This is a genomic window from Azospirillum brasilense, from assembly GCF_008365405.1.
GTDB classification, from domain to species: domain Bacteria; phylum Pseudomonadota; class Alphaproteobacteria; order Azospirillales; family Azospirillaceae; genus Azospirillum; species Azospirillum brasilense_D.
On the sequence record NZ_QOKV01000029.1, the window covers coordinates 1 to 25,412 of the forward strand.

16 protein-coding genes are annotated in these 25,412 nt (G+C 62.7%); 11 read left to right on the forward strand and 5 right to left on the reverse strand.

The genetic code is table 11. The features are described from left to right. Positions 1–75 precede the first annotated feature (75 nt). The gene (locus DS837_RS28155; protein WP_149167758.1) at positions 76–393 is read left to right on the forward strand and encodes a transposase; all 318 of its coding nucleotides are present in this window, start codon (positions 76–78) and stop codon (positions 391–393) included. Positions 394–463: 70 nt separating this feature from the next. On the opposite strand, the gene DS837_RS28160 is transcribed toward DS837_RS28155, so the two are convergent. From DS837_RS28160 to DS837_RS28170, 3 genes are all read right to left on the reverse strand, one after another. After that, positions 464–1,366: a hypothetical protein gene (locus DS837_RS28160; RefSeq protein WP_149167759.1), complete on the reverse strand. Its 903-nt coding sequence runs from the start codon at positions 1,364–1,366 to the stop codon at positions 464–466. A 499-nt stretch (positions 1,367–1,865) separates the two neighbouring features. After that, positions 1,866–3,152: an RWP-RK domain-containing protein gene (locus DS837_RS28165; protein ID WP_149167760.1), complete on the reverse strand. Its 1,287-nt coding sequence runs from the start codon at positions 3,150–3,152 to the stop codon at positions 1,866–1,868. Between the two features lie 206 nt (positions 3,153–3,358). Further along, positions 3,359–3,850, reverse strand: coding sequence for a very short patch repair endonuclease (locus DS837_RS28170; protein WP_149167761.1), 492 nt, complete (start codon positions 3,848–3,850; stop codon positions 3,359–3,361). Between the two features lie 241 nt (positions 3,851–4,091). On the opposite strand from DS837_RS28170, the gene DS837_RS28175 reads away from it, so the two are divergent. The 5 genes from DS837_RS28175 (at position 4,092) to DS837_RS28195 (ending at position 13,557) form a co-directional block, all read left to right on the forward strand. Beyond that, positions 4,092–5,693, forward strand: a complete 1,602-nt coding sequence (locus DS837_RS28175) for a DNA cytosine methyltransferase (RefSeq protein WP_149167762.1) — start codon at positions 4,092–4,094, stop codon at positions 5,691–5,693. 711 nt (positions 5,694–6,404) lie between these two features. Continuing rightward, positions 6,405–7,874, forward strand: a complete 1,470-nt coding sequence (locus DS837_RS28180; protein WP_149167763.1) for an ATP-binding protein — start codon at positions 6,405–6,407, stop codon at positions 7,872–7,874. Next, positions 7,867–10,515, forward strand: coding sequence for a Z1 domain-containing protein (locus DS837_RS28185; protein WP_149167764.1), 2,649 nt, complete (start codon positions 7,867–7,869; stop codon positions 10,513–10,515). The genes DS837_RS28180 and DS837_RS28185 overlap by 8 nt, the downstream gene beginning before the upstream one ends. After that, positions 10,508–11,494, forward strand: coding sequence for a PD-(D/E)XK motif protein (locus tag DS837_RS28190; protein WP_170296020.1), 987 nt, complete (start codon positions 10,508–10,510; stop codon positions 11,492–11,494). The genes DS837_RS28185 and DS837_RS28190 overlap by 8 nt, the downstream gene beginning before the upstream one ends. Next, positions 11,491–13,557: an AIPR family protein gene (locus DS837_RS28195; protein ID WP_149167766.1), complete on the forward strand. Its 2,067-nt coding sequence runs from the start codon at positions 11,491–11,493 to the stop codon at positions 13,555–13,557. Before DS837_RS28190 ends, DS837_RS28195 begins: the two co-directional genes overlap by 4 nt. A gap of 144 nt (positions 13,558–13,701) precedes the next feature. Here DS837_RS28195 and DS837_RS28200 read toward each other — a convergent pair whose 3' ends face one another. Next, positions 13,702–15,756: a sensor histidine kinase gene (locus DS837_RS28200; RefSeq protein WP_149167767.1), complete on the reverse strand. Its 2,055-nt coding sequence runs from the start codon at positions 15,754–15,756 to the stop codon at positions 13,702–13,704. Then, complete coding sequence (locus DS837_RS28205) at positions 15,753–17,879, reverse strand: DNA cytosine methyltransferase (protein ID WP_149167768.1); 2,127 nt, start codon at positions 17,877–17,879, stop codon at positions 15,753–15,755. Before DS837_RS28205 ends, DS837_RS28200 begins: the two co-directional genes overlap by 4 nt. 162 nt (positions 17,880–18,041) lie before the next feature. Between DS837_RS28205 and DS837_RS28210 the strand changes: the two genes are divergently transcribed. The 5 genes from DS837_RS28210 to DS837_RS28230 are packed head-to-tail and all read left to right on the forward strand — an operon-like array spanning position 18,042 to position 25,407. Next, complete coding sequence (locus tag DS837_RS28210) at positions 18,042–20,900, forward strand: Z1 domain-containing protein (RefSeq protein WP_149167769.1); 2,859 nt, start codon at positions 18,042–18,044, stop codon at positions 20,898–20,900. Further along, positions 20,897–21,913, forward strand: coding sequence for a PD-(D/E)XK motif protein (locus tag DS837_RS28215; RefSeq protein WP_149167770.1), 1,017 nt, complete (start codon positions 20,897–20,899; stop codon positions 21,911–21,913). Before DS837_RS28210 ends, DS837_RS28215 begins: the two co-directional genes overlap by 4 nt. Further along, complete coding sequence (locus DS837_RS28220; RefSeq protein ID WP_149167771.1) at positions 21,901–23,739, forward strand: hypothetical protein; 1,839 nt, start codon at positions 21,901–21,903, stop codon at positions 23,737–23,739. The genes DS837_RS28215 and DS837_RS28220 overlap by 13 nt, the downstream gene beginning before the upstream one ends. Beyond that, positions 23,736–24,650 (forward strand): hypothetical protein, encoded by a 915-nt coding sequence (locus DS837_RS28225; protein WP_149167772.1) that lies wholly within the window; start codon positions 23,736–23,738, stop codon positions 24,648–24,650. The genes DS837_RS28220 and DS837_RS28225 overlap by 4 nt, the downstream gene beginning before the upstream one ends. Then, positions 24,643–25,407, forward strand: a complete 765-nt coding sequence (locus tag DS837_RS28230; protein ID WP_149167773.1) for a DUF6339 family protein — start codon at positions 24,643–24,645, stop codon at positions 25,405–25,407. The genes DS837_RS28225 and DS837_RS28230 overlap by 8 nt, the downstream gene beginning before the upstream one ends. Positions 25,408–25,412: the final 5 nt, after the last annotated feature.

The window sequence follows — 25,412 nt, forward strand, 5'->3', positions numbered from 1 at the left end:
TCCAGGCCCGTGATCACCTCGACGCGTTGGATAGTCATAGGGACTGCCATAGGGATAGCCATAGGGACAGGCTCTATGATTCAGCTTCCCCGCTCGGTCACAAGGCGGCGCTCGGCGGAGGGGTACCTTCAGGACGCCCGCCGCCAACAGGAAACGGAGGAATGGCGCCGTCGCTACGCGACCCGCGCCGGGGTCGAGGGCACGCTGGCCCAAGCCCTGCAACTCTTCGATCTGCGGCACTGCCGGTACATCGGGCTAGCCAAGACGCGGTTGCAGCACGTCCTGACTGCCGTCGCCCTCAACATCGTCCGCCTGGATGGGTGGTGGACCGGCCGACCGCTGGCTAAAACTCGCATCTCCCATTTCGCCGCTCTCCAGCTATCCACGGCATAGGCCCCGGATTTCGCCAACAGTGTCCTCTGCTACTCGGACCCCGAGTTCGTCTCCCTACTGGAATAGGTTCTTAAGCCGTGTCTGAGCGGACAATGGAAACGCGGACACCGTAAGTACCGGCAACTGAGTTCACCTCCTCCAGAGTCGCCGCCGTAGCCTTGCCGAACAGATGAATTCGTCGCCGGAGGTGGGGGCGGTGGAAGGCATACGCCAGAATTTGTCCCAAGGCATGGCGCCAATCGCTGACTTTCTTGACCTCAATGATCTCGTCATCCGTGAGTATGTCACAGCGGCCTCCCCCGAGAGGAACCTCGGTCGTTCCGCCGATGCGCTTGGCCTCGTGATCTCTGTACGCCTTTTCGCGCTGCACTGGTGATAGGCGGTCGAAGGATCGGCGCTGTGCCTCAGCAACCGGCACGGTCTGAAGCGGCGGGGGTTCCAAGCGGATCGTATCTTCCCCAGCCAAGCCCTGCCAGACGGCTGCCAGTGCATTCTCAAAAGATCGAGGAGCCTGCCTCGGTTTCCCGCACAGGTACGCTTCCAGATCAGCCACCATCTGCGGTTCCGGCACGGTGAAGCTGAGGCGGAGGCGCTTGTAGGCGTTTCCGCCCGGACCAAGTCTGGTCTGCCCAATTCTCTTCACCGCCCGGCCGATCTGAAGCCGAAGATGCTCAATGCTGCGCTGAGTTGCCAGATCAATCGGGTAAGAATGTTCGGGAAGGATGATCTGGCGGCTCTCCAGGGGCTGCCGCCTCATGGGTTTGCTATCCACCACACCATTACGGAGTTGGGCCCCGATCTGGCCCAAGCGCAGGAGCAGCAGCTCAAGAGCCTTCGCGTAGTCAGGGTTGCGTGCGGAAGGGGCATCTGTGCGCCCGCTCCACGATTCGAGAATGAGGTCAAATCCATTCTCCGCGGGTTCCAAGCTGAATTCCGCGTTCAGCTGAACACCGCGGCTATCGCAGGGCTTCACAAGAAGGTCTCCCAATTCAGGAATTAAAAGCAGACACTTTACTGCACCTTTTGCTGTTCAGACCATCCTGCAACACGCCGCAGGTGTTTAACAGAACGGTCTCCCTGGGGCGCGGCACGGTACGGCGAGACACCCGGCTGCGGTAAATTGAGCCGCAACCGGAGGTCGGAACGATGGATGAATAACAGGGACGTCAGCCCGAGGGGGCGCCGGAGCGCCCACAACGCTGGCGCAGGCGACCCCTCGGGTGCGGACGGCAGCACGCTCAACGGTTCTCCGCGGCACGCAAGGTGGCGGCGGCTGATGGGAGCGCACCGGCTGCTGGCGCCGCACTGGGTTGTGCGCCCCCGTATGCGGGCGCACGACGGCACCATCGTGACCGAGGCGGTGAACACGATGTGGGGGACCGATATGACCGAGACGATCACGGTGTGCGAGGGCGTGGCGCGCATCTTCATCGCGGTCGATCACGCCAACTCCGAGGTGGTATTTCGCGGCTTCAGCCGGCTGGACCATTCCCGGACGTATCGGGCAAGCCGGCAAAATGGCGGTCGAACTTCGTCCAGCTTCCGATTTCCGTCCCGTCATCCATCAGTCGGTAGCGGTCGAGAACGGCGGCAAGCCTTTCCGGTGACCCGGCATTGCGGAGCGTTCGAGCATGCTCCTGCGCCCAGTCCAGGAATCGGCGGCACGACTCCGGAAGGCTGGAACGGCAATGTCTTGCCAGGTAATCGTCAACGAATTCTTCCACCCTGCGGGCGTCCGTGAACAGGCGCATCTGAAGGGCAAGAAGCTCGGTACGCTTCTCCTCCAGGACTCTCCGTCGCTCGGTTTCCCGACGCCGCCGTTCCATCTCCTCCTGTTCGCGTCTGCGGCGCTCTTCATCTGCGCGCCGGACTTTTCTTGCTGCTGCTACCGCGACCACAGTGTCAAGTGCTTGATCGATGACCCCTTCCACCCGCTGACGGCTGCCGTCGGCGAACGTCCGCCGCAGACCATCCCAGTGGTTGCCGCAGTCCACCTCGATGGCGAGACGGCCGTTCGGTACCCGCTCCCACTCTGGAATCTCCGGTCTGTCCCAAGTGCCGGTCCATTCGCCGCGACGCCGGCGCCGCTCCTGACCGGCGTCCCACTTCTGGAGCGCCGACACTTCCTTCTCGGTCGCCTCGTGCCGGACCCTGTCGGTCCGTTCCAAAATGTGCAGCGTCACGGCCTCACCATCGCACATGAGCATCAGCCCGTTGTCCCCCGGTGCTGGGGCGAATCCCAGTGCCTCTGCCCTTAGAATGAGACGGCTGAAGACTGCCATGGCCCGATCCGCTGCAGCCAAGCTGACGGTCAGCGACGGCAGCTTCGGGTCGGTAAGCCGGATGAGACTGTCACTGTCCGGCTTGGCCCTTTTCAGGGCTTCTCTGAGCCGTAGGGCAAGCGGGTGACTACCCTCCACGGAATGAACCAGAGCCCGGCAATCGGCCTCCTGTGTCCGCAGTGCCGTCCGCGCCTTTGTACAGGCCTCCCGAACCGCCGCAGGCGGCTGACGGACCGCGTCCTTTCGGATCAGGATGCGATCGAGCCGGGGATCTGTCACCTCCCGGAACAGCGGCTGCCGGGGGGCTTTACCGGCGGCCACCTTTGCCCAGTATCCCCTTCCCGGAGCGGGGATCCGGTGTCGGCGGCAGATTCGGTGCAGCGCCACATCCGAAATCCCGAGATCGGCAGCGACCTGTGTCATGGGCCGCCGCCAGATCATGTCGTGGAGCTCACGGCGTGTCAGCTCGGTCGGCATTGCTTCCCCCTTGCCCGCAGACACCGGTAATACACCGGCCAGCTCCTTGCGGAGATGAGGCCGGCATCCTGTCAAGCCATTCCCCGGCACTCTTAAGCAGAGCGGGGGCTTGCTCTCGGTGCCGCAGAAGAGTGGTCTGTTTCGGTGTCTTGTCCTCACATTGTTTCCTGGAACGGAAGATGCTTACCGTGCCTGATTCTTCAGATCTATGCAGAAGAGGGGCATCCGCTGCGGCGCGGTGAAGCGCCAGGCACCCCATTTTCGTTTTGGCAGATCTCAGGCGCCACCGGCACGCCAAGAAGTTCCCCCAGTCGTGTCTTCAGGCGGGATGCATCCTTTGTCTCGCATTCCCATATTACTATAGGAGTCCACCCAGCCACCATCATTTCCTGAATATTCGTGCTGTCACGCTTCACATTACTCTCGAACTTTCTGGTCCAGAAATCAAGGTTGCTCTTTGGCGTGTAGGCAAACCGACAGCCCGGATGCCGGTGCCAGAAGCAGCCATGCACAAAAATGGCAAGGCGCCGCGAACGGATGACAATATCCGGTCGCCCGGGCAGATCCCGAGCATGCAGTCTGTAGCCGATTTTCAGTTCTCGGAGCGCGCGTCGCACAGACATTTCGGGTCTTGTGTCGGCAGCTCGGATGCGTCGCATGTTCGCGCTCCGCCTCTCCGGAGTAAGCCTGTCAGTCATCTCATGCTCCTTGTGGTCGCGCCATCAGCGAGTAACCATTCCGCTTCTGAGCGGCTGCGCGGCACACAGCGCAGCCGGAGAGTCGATGTCGCTTCCGAAATCCGGAGGAGCCTGCCAGAGTGGCCTGCGGTCCCGTCGGAAAGGGCAAGACAGACAGGTCATTTTCTTGCGGGACGCGGATGGCATATGGCACAGACCCTGTTGTTGCGAGCCGGTTTCAGAAAGGCCCCAGAGAACAAGCATGCGGCAGATTCCAGTTGTAGACCTCTTCGCGGGTCCCGGAGGCCTGAGTGAGGGCTTTCACGCCTATTCCGCCGCCGACTTGGGATTTTCCGTCAGAGCCTCCATCGAAAAGGAAGAATACGCCTACAACACGCTCCTGCTGCGTTCGTTCTTCCGGGAGTTTCCCAGAGGCGCCGCGCCTGAAGCGTACTACGAGTATGTCAGCGGCCTCGGCATGAGCCGTGATGAGCTTTTTGCGCGTTTCCCCGAGCAGGCGGCGCGCGCCACGCAGAAGGCGCACCTGCTGGAACTCGGTGCTTCAACGGAAGCGCGGGCTCTTACGGACCAGATCGTCGAGCGGGCAATCGGCGGGGCTGCGGACTGGGTTCTCTTGGGAGGCCCGCCGTGCCAGGCTTATTCAGTCGCCGGCCGTGCCCGCCACGCCAAGGTTGAACGGGCGGTGTTCGAGGCCGACCAGCGGCATCTCCTTTACCGGGAGTACCTGCGGATACTGGCGCGCTTCCGTCCCGCCGTGTTCGTGATGGAGAACGTCAAGGGGCTGGCGACGGCCAAGCTCGGCGGAGAGTCGGTCTTCCGGCGTATTCTGGAAGATCTCGAAGCCCCTGCTCGGGCAATGGATCTGACGGAGAGCGCCGCTTCGGATATCCGCTATCACATCTGTTCATTCGTAGTCCGCCGGCCCGATGCGCGCCTGCTCAGGGCACAGGACTTCGTAATCGAGGCTGACCGGTACGGCATGCCTCAGAAGCGTGAACGGATCATTCTTCTGGGGATACGGGCGGACATTGCGGCCGAGCCTTTCAGCGCGCTCGAACCGGAGAAACCGCCGACCGTCGGCGACGTCATCGGCGATCTTCCCCCCCTGCGCAGCCGTCTGTCGCGCGAGCCCGACTCACCGGAGGCGTGGAACCGGCATGTCCTGCAAGGGGCCGAGTCCGTGCTCACGATGGAGCAGGTGCGGACGTGGCCCAAGCTCCGCGAACATCTTGAAAAAGTCATCAGGGAACTGCCTTTCGGGCGTCCGACCGGCGGACGTTTCATGCAGGGCGAACCCCGGCTGCGGCGCCTCGGCGAATGGTATGCTGACCCGCGCCTCCGCGGCTTTCTGAACCACGAGGCGCGCTCACACATGCCGTCAGATCTCGCGCGCTATCTTTTCGTCTCGTGTTTCGGTGCAGTGTTCGGCCAGTCACCGTCACTGCACGATTTTCCTCCCGAGCTCTACCCCGATCACCAAAACGTCGGCGAGGCTCTGAAGAAAGGCAGCGGAGGCTTCGTTGACCGCTTCAAGGTGCAGCTGCGTGACCAGCCCGCGTCAACGATCGTTTCCCACATGGCGAAGGATGGTCACTACTACATTCACTTCGATCCGCTGCAGTGCCGGTCACTGACGGTGCGTGAGGCAGCACGCCTCCAGACATTTCCCGACAACTATTTTTTCGAAGGGAACCGGACGGAGCAGTATACGCAGGTGGGCAATGCCGTTCCGCCGCTGCTTGCGAACAAGCTGGCGCGAGTTGTCGCCGAGCTCCTCGGGACCAAGGCTTCTGCCGGCACCCAGCCGGCCGAAACAGCCAAGCTTGATGCCGCAGCGCCGTGATCACCTCGTGAACAGGGGATTCCTGAAGCGGAGGCGGCCGGGGAAAGCCAAGCCATTGAGCCTGTGCAGCGGGTGGTGGCGTGGCGGAACTCCTTCCGCTTCTCGATCAGCCGTTCAGGGTCCTGATCACAGATGACAAGTTCTGCTTGGACCAGCGGCGGCAGCTTGTCAGGAACGGATAGTGACCGCCGCGGGACCACACGATGGAGGCGCCGGCTCCGATCAGGAGTTTGATCTCTGCGGCGCCCCTGCAGAACCAGTAGCAGGGCCCTCGGCGGATGAACGCTTTCGGTTCAGAGCACCCGCGCCAGCACTCCAACCAGAAATGGTAATATTCTGTAGACTAATCCGGGAAAGATAGGCAACATGCTCTCATGCAGCGTGCAGCTGGATGGCCGCATGAATGAGAGACTTGTGGGCTGCGCAGCGGGAAGGAAGGCTTAAGTTGGAGTGCATTCCAGCCAAGGCGGTGAACGCCTGTCGGACCGCATCGCAATTCACACCTTCCGGCCGCTCTGCTTCCTCTCCTTCTCAGAAGCCGCTCCGCGGAATGCCGCAGACGCGGCGTTCCGCCTCACTTCGTTCTTCACGCGCGCTCCGCGATACGCGGATTGGCTCCGCACGGGGCTCACGTCCGCCATCGCGGCTGCAGTCGAACGCAGGCTGCGCCAACCACCGGTGGCCGGGTCATGCAGTGACCGGAGAAGTCCGGTGAAGTACGTCAGCAACCCTCCAGATGCTGCCGCGCTGATGACATCCGCGCGGAGCTTTGGAAATTATGATCTTGCGGGCGCGCTGGCGGACCTCATCGACAACAGCATCAAGGCTGGCGCCACGCAGGTGGCATTGACCTGCCTGTTCAACGACGGAGACCCCGAGGTCAGAGTGCTCGACAACGGACACGGCATGTCCAGGGAAGAGCTGGTTCGGGCGATGAGACCGGCGAGCACCAACCCGCAGGAGGAACGGTCGCCCGATGATCTCGGCCGTTTCGGCTGGGGACTGAAATCCGCCTCCTTCTCACAGTGCCGGCGGCTGACCGTCATCTCGCGGCAGAAGGGCGTTCTGACGGGCACGCGGTGGGACTTGGACGACATCGACCAGTGGAGAATGGGGATTCTTTCCGCCAGAGAGCTGAAGGTGGTCTGTTCGGAACAGCTCCACGAGCGCGATGGCGCCGAGATCATCTGGACGAAGTGCGACCGGCTGTCCGAGAACGGCACGCTCCGGCAGACCGGGTTCAACGATCTAATCACACTCGCCCGCCGCCGTATTGGCCTCATTTTCCACCGATACATATCCGGCGGCGTGCGCGGCAGACCTCTGCGGGTGGAGCTCAACGGGGTGCCGATTGCCGAGTACGATCCCTTTTACCGGAAGCATGACGCGACCCAGCAGCTGGAGGAGGAGACGCTGCGGGTGTCCGGCGCCCGAGTGGTCATCAGGCCCTACATTCTTCCTCACCACTCCAAGCTGCGCAGCAGTGAGCTGGAGCGCCTGGCCGGAGAGGAAGGCCTCGCGAGGAACCAGGGATTCTATGTCTACCGGAACCACCGTCTCATCATGTACGGAACCTGGTTCCGGCTTCTCAGGCATGGTGAGCTGTCGCAGCTCGTCAGAGTGAGCATTGATATTCCAAACTCACTCGACAGCATCTGGAAGATCACCGTGGACAAGTCGGACGCGCAGCTGCCGGCGGTTCTGCGGAACCGCCTCCGGCAGATCGTTGAGGGGCTGAAGACGCGCTCCGCGCGGGTGCACCGGTCGAAGGGGGGACGGCTGGACAGCCCCGGAACCGTGTCGGTCTGGAGCCGGTTCGCACGGAAGGGCGAGATCAGATACTACATCAACCGGGACCATCCTCTCATTGCGACCCTGTTTGCCACGGTCGGAGATGACCGGACCGGGCTGGCCGACGCGGTTCTCCGCGTGATCGAGCAGGGCTTTCCCGTGAGCCACCTGAGCGCGGACGCATCCCAGGACATTGAGGCAATTCACCAGACTGAGGCCGACCCGTTTGCCTTCAGGGACTTCCTGAGCGCCACGCTCCCCTTGCTCCTCACGGAGCAGGAAGGAAACGTCGAAGCCTTGATAAAGCGGCTCAAGCAGACCGAACCCTACTGCACGCACTGGACCGCGGTAGAGGATTTCCTGGTCAGGGAGAAATGGATTCATGCATGATCTTGACAGCATCATAGCCTTCTACACCATGTCCCTGGCCAAGTTCACCGAGATCACCAAGACAACGATCGCGGACCTTGTCAGGAGCGGCCCGTTCGCGCTTTCCGACAGTGAAAAGGATCAGCTCATCCGCAGGCTGGAGGCATCCTTCGACATCAGCCAGACGGCAGGGGCGTCGGTCAAGTCCGACTACCGCCCCTGGCTGAAGCAGCGCAAGCCGGAGATCGAGTTTTTCTACTGGGAGCGGCTCAAGCGCTATTACCTTCAGAAAGGCATTCTCCCGCCCCAAGTGGTCGCCACGCTGGACACCGTAACCGACGAGGTGCTCGACTACTCGGGCAACCCGGCCGTTCAGGAGTCCTGGGCGCGGCGCGGCATGGTGATCGGGCATGTGCAGTCCGGCAAGACGACAAACTATTCCGCCCTCATCTGCAAGGCCGCGGACGCCGGCTACAAGATCATCATCCTGCTGGCGGGCATAACGAACTCGCTCCGGCGGCAGACCCAGGAACGGCTTGACGAGACATTCATCGGCAAGAAGTCGGTGTTTCAGAAGGTCGCCCAAGAGCCCCTGTCGATTGTTAGGTTTGCGGACAAGAAGCGCTTTCCGGCGTACGGAACGTCCCGCGACCGGGATTTCTCGAAGGCCGCCGCCGCAACGTACGGCGTCGGCCTCTCCGCCCTGAAAGAGCCCATCATTTTTGTCACGAAGAAGAACAAGACCACTCTTGAACGGCTGCGGGACTGGCTCCGCGAGCAGAATCATGGCCAGAGCATCCAGGATCCGCTGCTGCTCATCGACGACGAGGCCGATAACGCGTCGATCAACACGGCAGCGGACCCGCAGCGCGTGACGGCGATCAACCGTGCCATCCGCGAAATCCTCGGGCTGTTCGACCGGTCCACCTACGTCGGATACACTGCCACGCCGTTTGCGAACATCTTCATCGATCCCGACACTGAACATGAAATGCTGGACGATGACCTCTTTCCGCGGCATTTCATCAAGGCCCTCGATCCTCCGACAAACTACGTCGGCGCCGCCCGCATCTTCCAAGAGACCGGCGACCTGAAAAGCGTCATGGTCCGGCCCATTGATGATTATGGCGATCTCCTCCCGCTGAATCACAAGAGGGGACTTCAGCTCGACGAACTGCCGGCCTCACTCCTGCAGGCAATCAGAGTCTTCGTTCTGACCCGGGCAATCCGGATTGTGAATGGCGACGGCAGGAAGCACTGTTCCATGATGGTCAACGTCAGCCGGTTCAACGACGTTCAGGAGCGTGTTCAGGGGCTGGTCTACGAGTACATCGAAACTCTCAGGAACTCCATCATCGTCAACGCCGGCCTCGGGGACCGCGGACTGCGCGATCCCGATTTCGCGGACCTGTCGCGGGACTTCGCGCGGGAGTTCGCGTCCTTGGACATCCCGTTTTCTGATGTCCGCCGGTCGCTTGCGGAGGCGATATCGACGATCGAGGTCCGGACGGTGAACATGCGGGGCGGATCGCTGGACTACTCACAGCATGCGGACACCGGACTGCATGTCGTTGCCGTCGGAGGCCTTGCACTCTCGCGCGGCCTGACGCTTGAAGGTCTCACCGTATCGTACATTCTGCGCAATGCATCAGCGTCCGACACCCTGATGCAGATGGCCCGCTGGTTCGGCTACCGGCCACGGTATGAGAACATCTGCCGGCTTTACCTGCCGCAGCGGTCGTACGATCATTACGAGTACATCACCGAAGCCATCGAAGAGCTCCGTTCTGAGGTTCAGCGCATGGAACAGCTCAGAATGACCCCCTCGGACTTCGGCCTCCGGGTCAGGCACAGCCCGGCGGCCATCCGCATAACGGCTGCGAACAAGATGCGCAGCGCGTCGGCGCTGACCGTCGCGCAGGATTACTCCGGCCGCCACATCGAAGGCTACGCGCTCGTCAACGATGACAACATCAACCGGGAGAACCTGGACCGGGTGAAGGCGCTTCTGGCACAGCTGCCCCGCGGGGAAGCCTCGGGGGAACCGCTGATCTGGCGGAAGGTGGATGGCGCCGGGGTGTTCAAGCTTCTCCGGGAATTCCGGTTCAGCCACCTGCATCCCGACCTCGGGCGGATCGACAGCCGCACCTCGCTGTTCCAGGACTACGTCTATGACCGGCTCGGAGCAGAACTCGCGACGTGGGACGTGGCGCTTCCGACCAGCCAGTCCGGGAAACCTCAACCGGGCATCCTGAAGGATCAGCAGATCCTGCTGCGCGAGCGGAACGCCGGCAGGGTCAAAGATGGAACATACCGGATAACCGCGAAGAACAAGGCTGCCAATCCGGGGGACGAACAGATTGGCCTCGATGATGAGGCTATCGCCGAAGCACGGAAGATCGGCGGGCCGTTTGGCCGGGCCTGCTGTCTCGTGAGACCACGCCCACTGCTTCTGGTGCATCTGTTCACGGCACAGTCGGAAGGCCGACTGGAGATCCGTGATCCTGTTGTCACGCTCAGCTTCTGCCTGCCTTCGACGGAGGTCACCCCCGTCGCGCGGCAGTACCAGGTCAATGCCGTGTACCGCAAGCAGATGCTTGAGCTCGCGGCCGAGCCCGATGATGACGAAGGGCTGCTGGATCAGGAGGCCGAGGATGCATGACTCCTGGCACGACATCCGCCCGAGCGCGCACAGCACATCCATCAACATCCGCCGGGCGGATCCGGAGCATCCGATCGACTGGTTCAGAGGAAAGGACCACCTCGGTTTCTACCTCTTTCTGTTCCAGGGGCCGGTCGGGGATGCCGGCTCGCTGAAACTGCCCAAGCTCGCCGGCATCGAGATCAGCCCGGTACCGCTGGACCGCAGCGAATGGGGCCTCTCCCTGAAGCTTCTTGACAGTTCGCAGCTCGACATCTTCCGCGCACTCTGCGCGAACCTGATGGAGGCAACAGCCGCTGTCGAGCGCGGGAATGCCACGGCCGCCGCCAGCATCGTTGTCGCCCGGCTTCGACGCTGGCAGGAACTGCTGCGGGCCCGGCGCGAGACCATCCTTTCGCTCCCAGAGCGGATCGGACTGTTCGGAGAACTGCTGCTGCTGCGGGGCATCTTCCAGCCGCAGATCGGACTGCCGGAGGCGGTAAAGGCTTGGCGGGGGCCGCACGGAGACGAGCAGGACTTTCTGTTCGGCAGCTGGCTCATCGAGGCCAAAACACAGCTGAGCAGCGCCGACCGTAAGGTCCGGATTTCATCAGCTGAGCAGCTCGACTCGGCTTCCGGCCAGCTCATGCTCTGTCACCAGACCCTCGGCATCGGCGATCCGGATACGGATGCGGCAGAGACGCTGAACGAGCTGGTCGAAGACCTTCGTACACAGCTTGAACATTCCCATCCGGATGCGGCCGAGCTGTTCGGGGCGAAGCTGATCGAGAGCGGGTATGAGAGGCGTGACGAATACGACGCCGACCACTGGATTCTGGCCGGCCAGGATTTTTTCACGGTTGCCGGGGACTTTCCGCGGATCAGGCCCTCGCTCCTTCCACCGGCGGTCTGCGATGTGCGGTACGCCATCCGGCTTGATGCCTGTTCGGAGTTCCGGATCTCCAGTGACGAAGCGATAAGGCGCGTGTTCGGCCGATGAGCAATCTTGCGGACCAGTATCGGGAGTTCTGGGATGACCTGCTGCGCGATGCGGAGGTGTCCGGAGAGCCGCAGCAGGCATGCTTCTTCGAGCTTTATGCCCGGACGGCGGCCGAGAACGGCGACTGCACCGACCTGACATACACGCCGGTGAGGAAGGAAGGAACGCAGGGCTACCAGATTGATGGATATGCCTTGGATACGGACCGCGGAGAGCTGCATCTGGCGGTCTGCGACCTCCGTCCGGACGCAGAGCTGGAGGCTCTGAACCAGACCCAGATCGCGAGTCTGTTCCGGCGCGCGGAACGCTTTTTCAGGGCCGCCTTGCGGCCGGAGTTCATCAACGCGCTTGAAGAGGTGAGCCCGGCATTCGAAGCGGCCTACCCGATTCATGCCCATCAGAACCTCATCCGACGCGTCCGGATCATTGTTTTTTCAAACGCCCGCCTCGCCACACGCAAAAGGAGTGTTGAATCGCAGGAAATCTCCGGAAAGACCTTCACCTACAACCTCCTCGACTTTCCACGCTACGTCAGCATCATGGGTTCCCGGAACGGGTCGGAGCCGATCGAAATAGACATAGCGGACCTGAACGCGAAACCTCTGCCATGCCTCCAAGCGCACACGGGTGATGACACGTACCAGTCATATCTGGTGGTCATGCCGGGCCAGCTCCTGGCGAAAATATACGGGCTGTATGGCGCGCGGCTTCTGGAGCAGAACGTCCGGACCTTTCTGCAGGCACGCACCAAGGTGAACCAAGGGATTATTCAGACGCTGCTCAACTCCCCGACCATGTTCTTCGCCTACAACAACGGGCTGACGGCAACGGCATCGCGGATCAGCACGCAGAAGCTGGAAGACGGCAGTCTTGGCATCGCCTCGATCGAGAATCTGCAGATTGTGAACGGCGGGCAGACCACTGCATCGATTTTGTATGCGCACGACAGGAACAAGGCCGATCTCAGCCAGGTGTCTGTGCAGATGAAGCTTTCAGTGGTCGATTCCGACCGGATCGAGGAGGTCGTGCCGAAAATTTCACGGTTTGCCAACACGCAGAACCGCATCAGTGAGGCTGACTTCTTCTCCAACCACCCCTTCCATGTGACCATGGAAAAGATTTCACGCCGGCTTCCGGCCCCTCAGAAGGCCGGAGCTTTTTCATCCACCAAGTGGTTCTATGAGCGGGCTCGCGGTCAGTACAAGGACCAGAAGGCTTACGGAACAGCTGCGGCCCGCCGCAAGTTCGAGATTGAGTTTCCCGCCGATCAGGTATTTGTCAAGACCGATGCTGCCAAATATGAGCTCACGTTTGCGTGCATGCCTCATGTTGTGAGCCAAGGCGCCCAGAAGTGTTTCCTTGCCTTTGCCGAGACCGTCAGCAAGTCCTGGGAACAGAATCCGGATGCATTCAACGAATTATATTACAAGGATCTGATTGCAAAAGCGATCATCTTCACATGGGTGGACCAGATGATCGCTGCGTCGGATTGGTACATGGAAGACCGCGGGTACAAGGCCAACATCGTCACCTACACCATCGCCTGGCTGGTCAACCATCTGAAGCAGAACGGCCTCCTGCTGGACTTCCAGCAGGTCTGGAACAGGCAGGAGCCCGACGACAGCCTCAAGAGGGGCCTTGAGCACTGTGCTCCGATCGTTGCCCGTGCGGTCAAGGACACGCCTGCGGACATCAAGAACGTCAGCGAGTATGCCAAGCGCCAAGCCTGCTGGGCAGCGGTGTCCAGGCTGCAGATCAGCCTGCCAGGCGATCTCTCCGGCTGCGCCTCCGATCGCGCTGAAAGCAGCCGGCTCAGAAAGGATGCCCTGGAGGTCAAAAAGATTGATAATGGCATCGAACTTGACGCGCTTCTGATCAGGATTGCTCCTCTTGCCGGCAGAATAAAGGAAGAAGCCCAAACTCGCCGGCTTCTGTCGCCCAGCTCCGACTCCGGACTGAGAAAACTTGTCGCCGGAAACCTTAAGCTGAGCCAATCGGAAAAGAAGGCGGTGGGGCATCTTCTGAGCCGTCTTCAGGAGAGCGGGGCAAGCCTGCCGGCGTGACCCCAGCATCGGCCGAACAGACCATCCACGCTGCCGGTGGGGCCGCGAGCCTGAGTTTGTCTTTCAGCGGCACCGCGCCGCTGTCAGTGCCATGTCCCGATCCTCTGCCCTCGGGGCTTGGCACTGCACAGCAGCTCCTGACGCTCAGTCCATTGTAGCCCGTGAACGCTTGAGGCTCAGGGTAATTTCGAAGGTGGTCCAGCGCGTCGTCCGGCTGCTGGGACGGAACTCGATCGTGCCCCCGGCGTCCGCAAGCAGCCGGCGCGCGATTGCCAAGCCCATGCCACCTCCGTTCGGTTTCGTCGTGAATCCGGGATCAAAGAGGCGCCCGACATTCCGGGCGGGAACGCCGCATCCGGTGTCCTGGAAGAGAATCTCGGCAGCGCTGTCGCCGCGGCGCCTCGCCCGGATGGAAACCTCCTTCAGATCCCGCTTCGCCAAGGCGTCGAGAGAGTTCCACATCAGGATATGAAGCACCTGATGGAAGGCCGCCGGCAGCATCTCCGTCCTGATCACGGCATCCTTGTCCGCCGCGATCTTCAGGGACACGCCGTAGGATTCGAGAAGGTGGGCCACAGCCGTGTCGAAAGTCCGGAGTTCGGCGACGACGTCGATCGTGCGCCGGCTGGCCCTCCGGTTCGGCGCCACATCGCCGATGAGATCCGCAAGCTCCATCAGCTCTTCCAGAGCGCCTTCCGCCATGTACAGGGGGCCGGTCATGGTCTGAGCTGCCGAACCGCGTTCCAGAGACCGTATCAGGCTGCGCAGCTTCCTGAGCCGCGGCAGGAGCGCATGTGACGCGAACTTGGCGCCCTGCCCCATTGCCGCAAGCTCGACGTAGCCGGCAAGTTCCTGTTCCCGGGCGGAGCGCTCGCGGGCAAGACTCTGCTCAAGACGCTCCAGGATGCCACCGAAGCCGCCGCGCACCTGTCTGGACGCCTCCTTGAGCTCTGCCACGACGGCGTCCGTGCCGGTGCGCTCGTCCGGCACCGCCGGGCTCTCCTCCTCCCGTAAGGGCGGATTGCGGATGGCCTGCCGCTCTGCCTCGACGATCTGGAGAACAAAGAACACCAGCCTCCGCAGATCTTCATAGGCGCGGTTCTGGAGAAGACCGCCTCGGTTGGTCTGATCGCGCAGCTCGGGATTCGCGTCCCGTCCGATCTCGACGTAGCCGCAGACCTGATTGTTGCTGAGCCGCACCATCGGATTGTTGACCCGACGATGATCAAGCCGGAGCCAGTCATCATCGGGCTCGCCGTACGGAAGAACACGGAAGCCGTTGCGGTAGACGCTGATTCCCGACCATTCGCGAAGCCAGACCCGGACCTCCTGAGGCGGTCCGACCTTGGCCAGGGCTTCGGTCTCAAGATCGAAGCAGTGTATCGTAACCCGCGCCGGCCCGCATTCGAGATCGCCCGGACCGACCCAGGAGTGCGCTACCTGCGGTCCGTCACCGACCTGGCAGATAATGGTCCCATCGCCGTCGAATTCGGCGCGCACCCGGTAGGCGGCCCGGTCCAGAAAGGAAACTCTGAGCGGGCCGTGGTAATCGGGAAACTCGTCCGACTCGACGTTAATTTCGAAACCGAGATCGCCGGCGGTGGGACTCAGCAGTCTCTGCAGACGCATGCACAGGCGGCGGAACATCCGTTCCTTCCAGCGCGCCCGCAGCCCTGTTATCCGGATGCGGGTTCCTGGACGATCGAGAATCTGAGCCTTCTGCTCGCGCCAGCGGACGCTGATGTCGCTGAGGAGACGGCTCTCGTCATCGAACTCGTCCCAGTCGAAGACCGCCACCACCTCGGAGTCAGAATCTGCCGCCCGGGAGACCAGTTCCGCATGCCGGCCGAGCCGGTCCACGGCAAAGCGGCCAACCCCTTTCTCGCCCAGCACCCGCCGGCCGGCCGGCGTGTAATGGCGGTCCTTGCTGGCCTTGGAGGAGCCCGCCGGCTGCATCCAGTTCTGCAGAAGAACGTCGAGCCCCATGCCACGCCCGTCGTCCTCGATGACGATTTCCCCATCGTCGCCCGCGGCGCCCCTGAAGGACAGAGTCACCCGGCGGGCATCCGCATCGTGCGCATTCTTCACCAGCTCGGCGACGGCCATCACCTCGTCGCGGATCAGTTCTCCGCCAAGGAGCTTGATGAGGCGCGCGCGGGGAACGAAGGGGGCGGCGCCGTTTCTGAGAACGAGATTCATGGCCGGGCCTCCCGCGCCAGAAGGTCACGGAAGCTTCGGGCTATGGCAGCCGCAAGCGCCGGCGGTACGGAATTTCCGATCTGGATCCACTGCTCCGACGGGGAGCCACAGAAGACAAAGTCATCGGGATAGGACTGCAGCCGCGCGGCTTCGCGGTGGGTGATCGAGCGTGTCTGGGTCGGGTGCACGTAGCTGTTTCCGTCCTTGGCAAGGTGCGAGACGATGGTCTTGCTTGGCTGGTCGGGCCGCAGGCGGGCGTACTTGTCATCAAACACATCGCGGCGGTAACGCATCAGGTCACCGCGACCGTGGCGCTCGATGACGTGAACGCTGTCCTCTCCAGGACGGAGAAGCCCATAGAGCTCAAGATCCTGAGGGTTGTGATAGCGACACCGGTGGTTGAAAACCAGAGATGAGGCTCCTTTGATCGGAAACCGACTGTTGCGCAGGTAATAGCGGTGTCGCGGATCGCTGTCCGCTGCCATCGCCGGAGCCAGCATCACTGCCGCGCCGCTGTCCGCCTCTACGGGAGGCAGATCAAAGATCGCGGCCTCGACCGTGACCGGGGGCAAAGCGTCTGGATCGAAAGACCGCGAAGCGCCATGCTGAAACTCAGCTTCTGGAACGGCCGGCAGGCGGCCGACGGACGAAGCCACCAGAAGGCTTCTCACCCGCCGCTGCGGGACGCCGTAAGCCGCCGCGTCCAGCTTCCATATTGCGGTCAGGAAACCGGCGTCACGAAGCATCTGCTCCGCAGTCCGCATGAAGGAAGGCTCGCTGCCCCTGGGGGTGTCCATGCCCGGCACATTTTCCATCAGAACAAGCTTTGGCCGCAGAGCTACGGCGGCACCAACGACGTACTGGAACAGATAATTCCGCTCGTCTTCTGATATGCAGTAGCCGGCCAGCGTCTGGCGTGCGGCGAGAGCCTGCTTGGATCTCAGGCCGGCGAGGGAAAACCCCTGGCACGGCGGCGCGCCGATCAGGACGTCCAGCGGGCGTCCGCCCAGCCGTGCCGTTATCTCCGCCACCGCAAGCTCTCGGATGTCCGCGCAGAGGACCGCGTCTTCGGATATGTCGTGATGGTTGAGGCGGTAGGTCGTGCAGGCCTCGGGATTAGCATCAACCGCAAGCACTGGCCGGAAGCCTGCCCGGGAAAATCCGAGGGAAATGCCGCCGGCGCCGCAAAACAGATCAACCACAATCGGTTTCCGGCTGGAGGGGGCGGCCAGCCGGCGGCTCCGTTCGGCCCGGCAGAACCGCGCGATCTCGCAGCGCCCGCATTCGGGCGAATCGGCGCGGCAGATCTCCTGCACGTGCTGCCCGAGCCGCGCGCGCAGGAGGGCCTGCATCGTCGTCGGCACCAGCTGCCAAGCCTCCCCCCTCTGCTCCGGCTGCAGGCCGCTCAGCCTGACGCCGAGGGGTTCAAACAGTTCCATGCGGGCAAGAGCGTCCCACCCGCCGGCATCCGGTTCGCCGCGGCAGAGTTCAGTCTCCTGCGGGGTCCGCGGATCGGCCTGCGGATAGAGCACCGCCAGAATCCGCGCGACTTCCCTCAGACGCGCAAGACATTCGTCCAGCTGGCTGCGGATTCCGGAGGGCTCCGTGCCCTTGAGGTGTGCGAGCAGACCGTAAGTTCCGGCACGCGCCGCAGCGGTCAGCTTACGGCGCCACAGAGCGGCCTCCGGAGCGAAGCTTTTGGGACGCGTGAGGAAATGCGACAGCTCGGACACATCCCAGCACCAGCCGGTTTCGCGCCGGAGCGCGTCGCAGTCGGCAAGCCGGCGCGCCGAGGAGTCCGTCTCACCGGCTGCCGGATCAGCTTCGGTGTCCATTTCGCCGGTGGCGTAGGCGTCTGCTGGTGTTCTCAATGTTCTTGCTCGATGTGAAGCGGCATCCTGCGATGGATTGCGCCACCAACCTACCCCTTTACGCGACTCCGCTCCACTTTCGTGTGTGACACTGCGCGTGCGCAGCACCGACACGAAAGGTTGTCGCAGCGCAAGAGCAATCGCTTGACTGAGTGTAATTGCCTGGGTGCGCTCATGTTTGGGAAAGTCGAAGTCAAACGCCCTCTCCGCCCAGCGCGTGCCCGCATTCGGGCCCTCAGCGTTTTCCGGCACCAAGCGTCTGCGGGCGATGGAACCAGAAAGGAGCCCGGTCGTACATCTTGGCGGACAATCAAATCCGGTTTACCGAACGGTTGACAGATGAACGATAAATCGGAACAATGCGTCCATCCTGTCGTACAGCCGCCGTCCGTAGGGGCTCAATGTCGGAGATGAATGATGTCGATAGCCGCACGCATCCGTGAGCTGCGCCAGAAATCCGGGGAATCCCTTCAGCAGCTGGCGGAAAGTGTGGGGGCGTCCAAAGCCCACCTCTCCGATCTGGAGCGGGGCGCCGCCACGAACCCGACGATCGAGCTACTGAGGGCTCTGGCTGCGCATTACAACGTCAGCATCGCGGCTCTGATCGGGGAGGAGCCCGCTCCGGCCATTCCTGTGGTCAACGACCAAGTCAATGCCTGGATCAAGCAGATCAGAAAGGAACAGGCCGCGGGGCTCGACCTTGAAACGGCGGCGCAGGAAGCACGCCTGACCTTCGAAGGGCTGATGGGGCCTCTGGATGCCCAGCAGATCGCAAACTGGAACGCAGCGCGTGACGAGATCGCCCGGACGCTGCAGCAGAAGATTGAATTTCTGGGAACGTATTCCATACGTAAACCGCGGCGGCCCGAATGGTACGCCGGTCCGAAGGAAACCGACGCAAACTGGCCCCGTCTCCGCGCCTATCTTCTGGAGCGGAAGAAGTGGTCGCAGAACACCGTTGACAGCATTGACAGCACATCATCGGAAGTTGTTGGCCTGCTTGAAAACCCGGCGCAGTCTGAGTTCCGCGGGCGCGGAATGGTTGTCGGCTATGTCCAGAGCGGCAAGACCGCAAACATGACTGCCTTGATCGCCAAGGCGATCGATGCAGGATACAAGTTCGTGATCGTCCTGACCGGGCTTACCAATTCCCTGCGCAAGCAGACGCAGGTCAGGCTGGTTTCCGATCTGAGGGATCGGAACCGGCACAGCTGGTTTCTGCATACCAATGAGGACGCGGATTTCAGGACCCCGCCCAACGCCTGGTTCACGGTCATGGACGAAGTCCAACTGGCCGTCGTCAAGAAGAATGTGTCTCCCCTGGAGCACCTGCTGGAAACGATCAGGAAGACACCCCCAGCGCTTCGCGAGCGGATGCCCGTCCTGCTGATCGATGACGAATGCGACCAGGCCGGCGTCAATGCCTCCGGCAGCCAGTACAACATGACGACGATCAACGGCCTGATCAGGCGCATTCTTGCCCTCCTCCCGCGTGTCCAGTATGTCGGGTACACTGCGACACCATTTGCGAACGTGCTGATCAATCCCGAAAAGCCTGCAGGCGGTCTCGATGACCTCTACCCTGAGGACTTCATCACGCCTCTGCCCCGCCCTGAGGGCTACTTCGGAACGGAGACGCTCTTCGGTCGAGATCCCATCGATGCCGATGCGGAGAAGCCGGACGAGACTGGTCTCGACATGATCCGAGAGGTTCCTGCCGAAGAAATGGCGCAGGTGCGTCCGCCCTCGGCCAGGGAAAAGGACCTGTTTGATCCTTCAATCCCGCCGTCACTCGGGGACGCGCTCCGCTATTTCCTGCTCGCCACTGCCTGCCGATACGCCCGTGGCGCCCGGAATCAGCATTCCTCAATGCTGATCCACACGACCGTCTACAAGAGACCGCACGAGAAGATGGCTTTCAAGGTCGAAGCCTGGCTCCGTGAAGTCGGTTCAGCGCTCGCTTCCGGTGATACGGAGGTCCTGGATGGGCTGCGGAGCCTCTGGGAGGCCGAGTCAGCGAAAGTGGATCCTGCCCAGTTTGGCAACAAGAGGCACGAGTTCGACGAGGTGGAACCCCACCTTCGCGATGTCATCAACGATCTCGAAGTCATTGTTGAGAACAGCGACAGCGACACTCGTCTTGATTTTTCCGGGAAAGGGAAAAAGTACATCGTTGTTGGCGGTTCAGTGCTCGCCCGTGGCCTTACCATTGAGGGCCTGATCGTCAGCTATTTCGTGCGCACGTCCAGCCAGTATGACACCCTGCTCCAGATGGGCCGTTGGTTCGGATACCGGATCGGTTACGAGGACCTGCCCCGCATCTGGATGACCAAGGAACTGCAGGACGCATTCCATGACCTGGCAACTGTAGAGGCGGAAATCCGCGCGGACATGGAGGAGTACCGCAGGCGCGACGTGACGCCGGCGGACTTCGCGGTGCGGATCCGGCAGATCCCGGGCATGACCATCACGGCTGCCAAGAAGATGATCGCTGCGGAGAGCTGCGACATCAGCTTTTCGGGAGAACATCTTCAGACAATCCGGTTTCATGTCGGCAAGGAGGATGTTGGGCGGCTCGCGAGCAACTGGAACGCCGGAGCGACGCTCGTGGACGCCGCTGCCACGGTGTCTGCCGTGGAGCCTCGGACGGATGGTCCTACCGGCCGCCTTTTCCGGCGGGTTCCCCTTGACGCGGTCATGGCCTTTCTGAAGGGTTACAAGGCTTCCGACCGCGATCTGTTCTCCCAGGAGCTGCTCGACTACATCAGGAGTGAAGCGGACAGAGCGGACACCCCGTTCCGGTTCTGGAACGTCGGCGTGATCGAGCCCGGTTCGGGCTCGTGCTCCGCCGAGCCGCTCGGCGGTCTGGGAAAGGTGCGGATGGTCAACCGTGCCCGTCTGAAGGAATCCCGCGCTGACGGCGCTGCGGACATCAAGGCCCTCATGTCCCGGCGCGATGTCCTGCTGGACGTTTCGTGCACGGCGGCATCCGATGACTGGAAGGCCCTGAAGGCAGCCCGGCAGTCAGAGATTGGCGACAAGGTACCTCTTCTGCTCCTCTACGCGATTGACGCGAACTCCAAGCCGAGAGATGAGCAGAGCACGATCCGCGTGCCACTCCAGGCGCCCATGGACGTGCTGGGTGTGGGGATCGTCTTTCCTGACCGCGGCGTGCGGACAAGCTATGTGCGCGTCCAGCTCTCTCCAGACGATGCCGAAGGCGAAAGCCTTTCCGCGGAGCTGCCTGCCGAAGGAACCGGAGGCGACCAATGACATCCGCCGACTTGGCAGGTCTCGCGTGGGAGCGGCTCCGGAAGGAGCCGCGCAGCACGGCCGAGGACCTCTCCACACCGTCCCTGGCGCTACCGACGAGAACCGCTCATGGCCATGCCAGGCTTTCGCTCGGGCCGGACGGGGAGCCGCGACTCCTCCTGCCGATCGGCAACGGAGACGCGTTTCCGGCCGTTCAGGACGGGCGGGGGCTTGCCTTCAAGGACCGCGTGCTCCTCCTTTCCGGCCGGTCCGTGCGTTTCATTGACGTCATCTGCAGGGAGCTGACCCTTGAGGCGGTCTTCAGGGAGGTCGTGACGGCCATCCTGCGCCGGCTGGACAGCGGCGAAACACCCGGTCACGCCGTCGAGGCGGCGATCAGGGAGTTCCGCGAACTTCTTCTGCGCGCCCAGAGCCGGTCAGTGACGGCCGAAACGGCCGTCGGGCTGGTTGGCGAGCTGCGGCTTCTGAACCGGCTTCTGGAGATCCGGCCCGACGCGTGGAGTGCATGGACCGGGCCGCTTCCCGGCCGTCATGACTTCCGCGCGGGCGATCTTGCGATCGAGGTGAAATCATCACTCCGGCGCCAGAGCCGAGTTGTCGAGATTTCCGCCCTCGACCAGCTTGCCGAGCCTTCCGGCGGCGAACTCTTCCTTTTCTACGGCAGCTTTGAAGAGTCTGCGGCGGGACCGCTCAGCGTTCCCGGCGAGGTCTCCAGGGCTTTGTCCTTGGCATCGGACCCCGGCGAGCTCACCCAGAGGCTGGCGCTCATCGGATACGATCCCGCTCTTGATGAGCTTTGGGCACAGTTCCGTTTTTCTTTCCTCGACAGCGACGTTTACCGCGTCGTCAGTGGCTTCCCTCGTCTGACGCCCGCCAGCCTTGCCGAGGCGGAGCTGCCCTCTGGCGTCTCGCACTTCCGGTACAGGGTCAATCTGTCGGCAGCCCGCGACTTCCGCCTGGATCGGCCGGAGGCCGAGGCTCTTGTACAGAGGTTCGCGGCATGCCTGCTGTGACGCTGGGCCTCAGTTCCGAACGGTTCAGCCCGTCAGGCGGGTTTGCCGCGGAGGGCATGCGGAGACTGCTGGGTGCTCCGCCTCTCAGCCTTCTCCAGCTCGTCGTCCGTGAGGCCGTGCAGAACAGCTGGGACGCCCGCCGCGGTGCCGAGCCCGTCCGCTGCCGCATACGGCTGCGCGTTCTGAGCCCGAAGCAGACCGAGGCGCTCCGGACCAGAGTGTTCGCCGAGCTGCCGGCGACGGGCAGCTCGGCCGGCCCCATTCAGCAGTTTCTCGCGTCGCCCGCACCAGTCGTCATGGAAATATGCGACTGGGGCACGAGTGGGCTCAGCGGCCCGACGCGTGCCGACGAGCTCCCCGGGACAGGCCGGCCAAACAACTTTGTCAACTTCGTCCGCAACTACGGTGTGCGCCGAGACGCGGGGCAGGGGGGTGGCACCTACGGCTACGGCAAAAGTTCTCTCTATCTTGCCAGCGGGTGCGCGACGGTCATCATCGACTCGCTGGCCTGTGCGCCGGACGGCGGCCCTCCTGAACGCCGGCTGATCGCCAGCCACGTCGGCGATGCATATGATGATGCCCGCGGCCGTCTGACGGGCCGCCACTGGTGGGGGATTCTCTCGGACGACGGCGCCGTCGCGGAGCCGTTGACCGGCCTGCCGGCGGCCCGCCTCGCCAAGGACATCGGCCTGCCGGTCCGCGGCCGCGACGATACCGGAACGTCAATTTTCGTGCTGGCTCCCCGACTTTCCGGCGAACGGCTGAGTGATGCTCTGGGCGAAGTTCAGGAAACGCTCCTCTGGTACTTCTGGCCGAAGCTGATTGACAGCGGCGCCGGAAGGAAGATGCATTTCGAGCTGGAAGCCGACGGAACTGTGGTGCCGTTGCCTTCACCCGAGGAGTTTCCGCCGCTAGACCTCTTCGTGGAGGCGTATCGGTCCCTCAAGGCGGATGGCCCGGGGACGCAGCTGATCACCAGCGAGCGGCCTTCCAGGCTTCTCGGCCGGCTCAGCATCCGACGCGGATTCCGGAACCCGCGCAAATATCTGGTGCCCAGACCCGACAGTATCATTCCCCAGACCTCGGCGCACATCGCGGTGATGCGGCCGGTGGAGCTGGTCCTCCGCTACATTCAGGGTACGGCACTGCCGAGCGACAATCACGAATGGGCAGGTCTGTTCATCTGTGACGACGATCCGATTGTGGAACAGGCCTTCGCGGATGCCGAGCCAGCCGCTCATGACGACTGGATCCCGGACATGCTGCCCAAAGGGCCGGCCAAGACGTTCGTCAACGTGGCGCTCAAACGCCTGAAGGATGCGGCTGTGTCCTATGCCTTCCCGCCCGGTCCGCGCGTGTCAGGGGCCGGAGACCAGCCGTCTCTGGCCCGCGCCGCGGACCGGTTGGGCGAGATTCTTCCGACTTCTCCCGGAACCGCCAGCGGTGGCGCCAGAAGCCGCAGCTCCAAGAGCGCACGGCGCCCATACTCTGTGGAGGAGCCGTCGTTCGTGAAGCTCCGGGAAGGCGAGAAGGGGCCCGAGGCTGTCTTTGAAACCAGAGTGACAAACAGCTCCGAACGCGCTGTCGGGATCAGGGCTGTTCCTGGGCTTGTCCTCGACGGCGAGATTTCCGACGTCTCCATCGGGCCTGACGGCTGCTCCGCGGACTTCATCGCCTGGGAAACGGAAGCGGGTGAAATCCTCGCACAGGGGGCCGTGCTGCAGGTCGGGCCGTGCGCGGAGGTGACATGCCGGGTCAGCGTCACGGTTCCGGACATGGCAGCGGTGGGCGTGTCATTCCAAGTCCTGGATGAGGTCTCGCCGTGAGCGCGGTTGCTTTTCCCTTTCTGCGCCCTGCCCCCTCGACCGTGGCGGCATCGCCGTGGATGATGCGTCTGGACGGAAGAGGCTATCTGACGCTCGGCGGCCACCTCGACCACTGGGACTACGCGTCTGACCTGCACCTGCACAGACGCCTCAGCCTCGATCTGCCGTCCATTGCAGAACAGGTCGGGATCGCAGCCGCGGATCTCCACCTGCGGGCCGTGGTGACGCTCGGAACTGCCGGTGGGCGGCTGGACGGGACCCGCCACATCATCTGGGCGCAGGATGTCGGGGCTGACAGCACCGGTCACGACATTGCACTCTCCATCCAGAGCAGGGATCTTTCGAGACGTCTGAGCCTGACAACAGAGCTGATTCTCCGTGCTGAACCGGCGAGCAGCGGCCCCCTCTCGCCGAAGAGAGCCGGCATGCGCCTGTGGAGCGAGCGCAACGTGGTGGAGCTGGAGCATGGAGAACCGCGCTTCCCGATCGAAGTCATCAGCTTCAGGAAGCTGCTTCCGCACCGGCCGAATTCCGCACTCTGGTATCTTGACTGGTCGCCCCAGGACTTTTCCCGTGATTTCACGAGTGCCGCACGGCTGTATATCAACGGTGACAATTCCGCGTTCGTGCAGCGCGTCAGCGAGGGAGATGAGCTGCTGCTCCGGCTCATCATGTCGTCGATCATGGTGCAGATGACCCGCGCGGCTCTGAATGCCGAATGCTTTTCACTCGACATGCTTGAGAATGCCCCCGGCTCTCTCGGCGGCGTGATCGGCGGCTGGATCAGGCAGAGCTTTCCCAATCAAGCTTTGGCCGCCGTTCAGATGCTCGCTCTGCTGGATCCCGCCGCTTTCGACGGGATTCTAGGCGCCCTCGCATCACCGGCAGAGGGAGACGACGGCAATGGCTGACAATCTGCTGTTCCCGCGCCTGCATCAGCTCGGCGTGAAGCGGCTCGTCGGCGACCTCGCCCATCTCCGATCTGATCTTCCATTTGAGCGGCTTCAGGAACTTGAGGAATTTATCTACTATGCCGGCTCCGGCGGCCGCCGGATCACGCTTGCGGAACTGCGGCAGAGGCGAAACCAGATGCTGGAAGTCGCGGCCGCTTTCGGCTTTCCTGGCCCGTCCACGCAAGCCCAGAGGGCCGCCTTCGATGCGCGTTGCGCGGCTTGGCTGATTGAGAATGAGGTGGTTCCGGGCGGCGAGGCGCTCCGGAACGATGTCTGGGCGTTCGTCACGACCTGTCTTCTGCCGGACGTGAGCATGTGGCGGTTCGGCGACGCCACGGCCGAACGCTTTCAAGGGGGGGTCCGGAACACGTTTCAGCGCCTCTGGATGCGCGGAAGGGCTCTCGACCGTGGCGAAGGGCATGATGCCCGCTGGGCGCTCCTGAATGCACTTACGGAAGATGCTCTCGTCGGGATCACCGAACGTCCGTCCATCGGAGCTGATCCAATCCTCGCCCGCGCCATCGCCGAAGCCTGGGTCGAGACCGCGGCTGAAGTCGGCTCCGGCGTGATGGAGGATGTGGCCAGGAAGGCGGTTCGCAACATCAGGCTCGTCAGTGAGGTCGTGTATCTGGCCGCACTGGGAGAGGCACAGGCCAAATCGGTCGCCACGGCGCAATTCCGGAGGGCTGCCGAGGCGCTCGCCAGCAAGGCATGATCGGT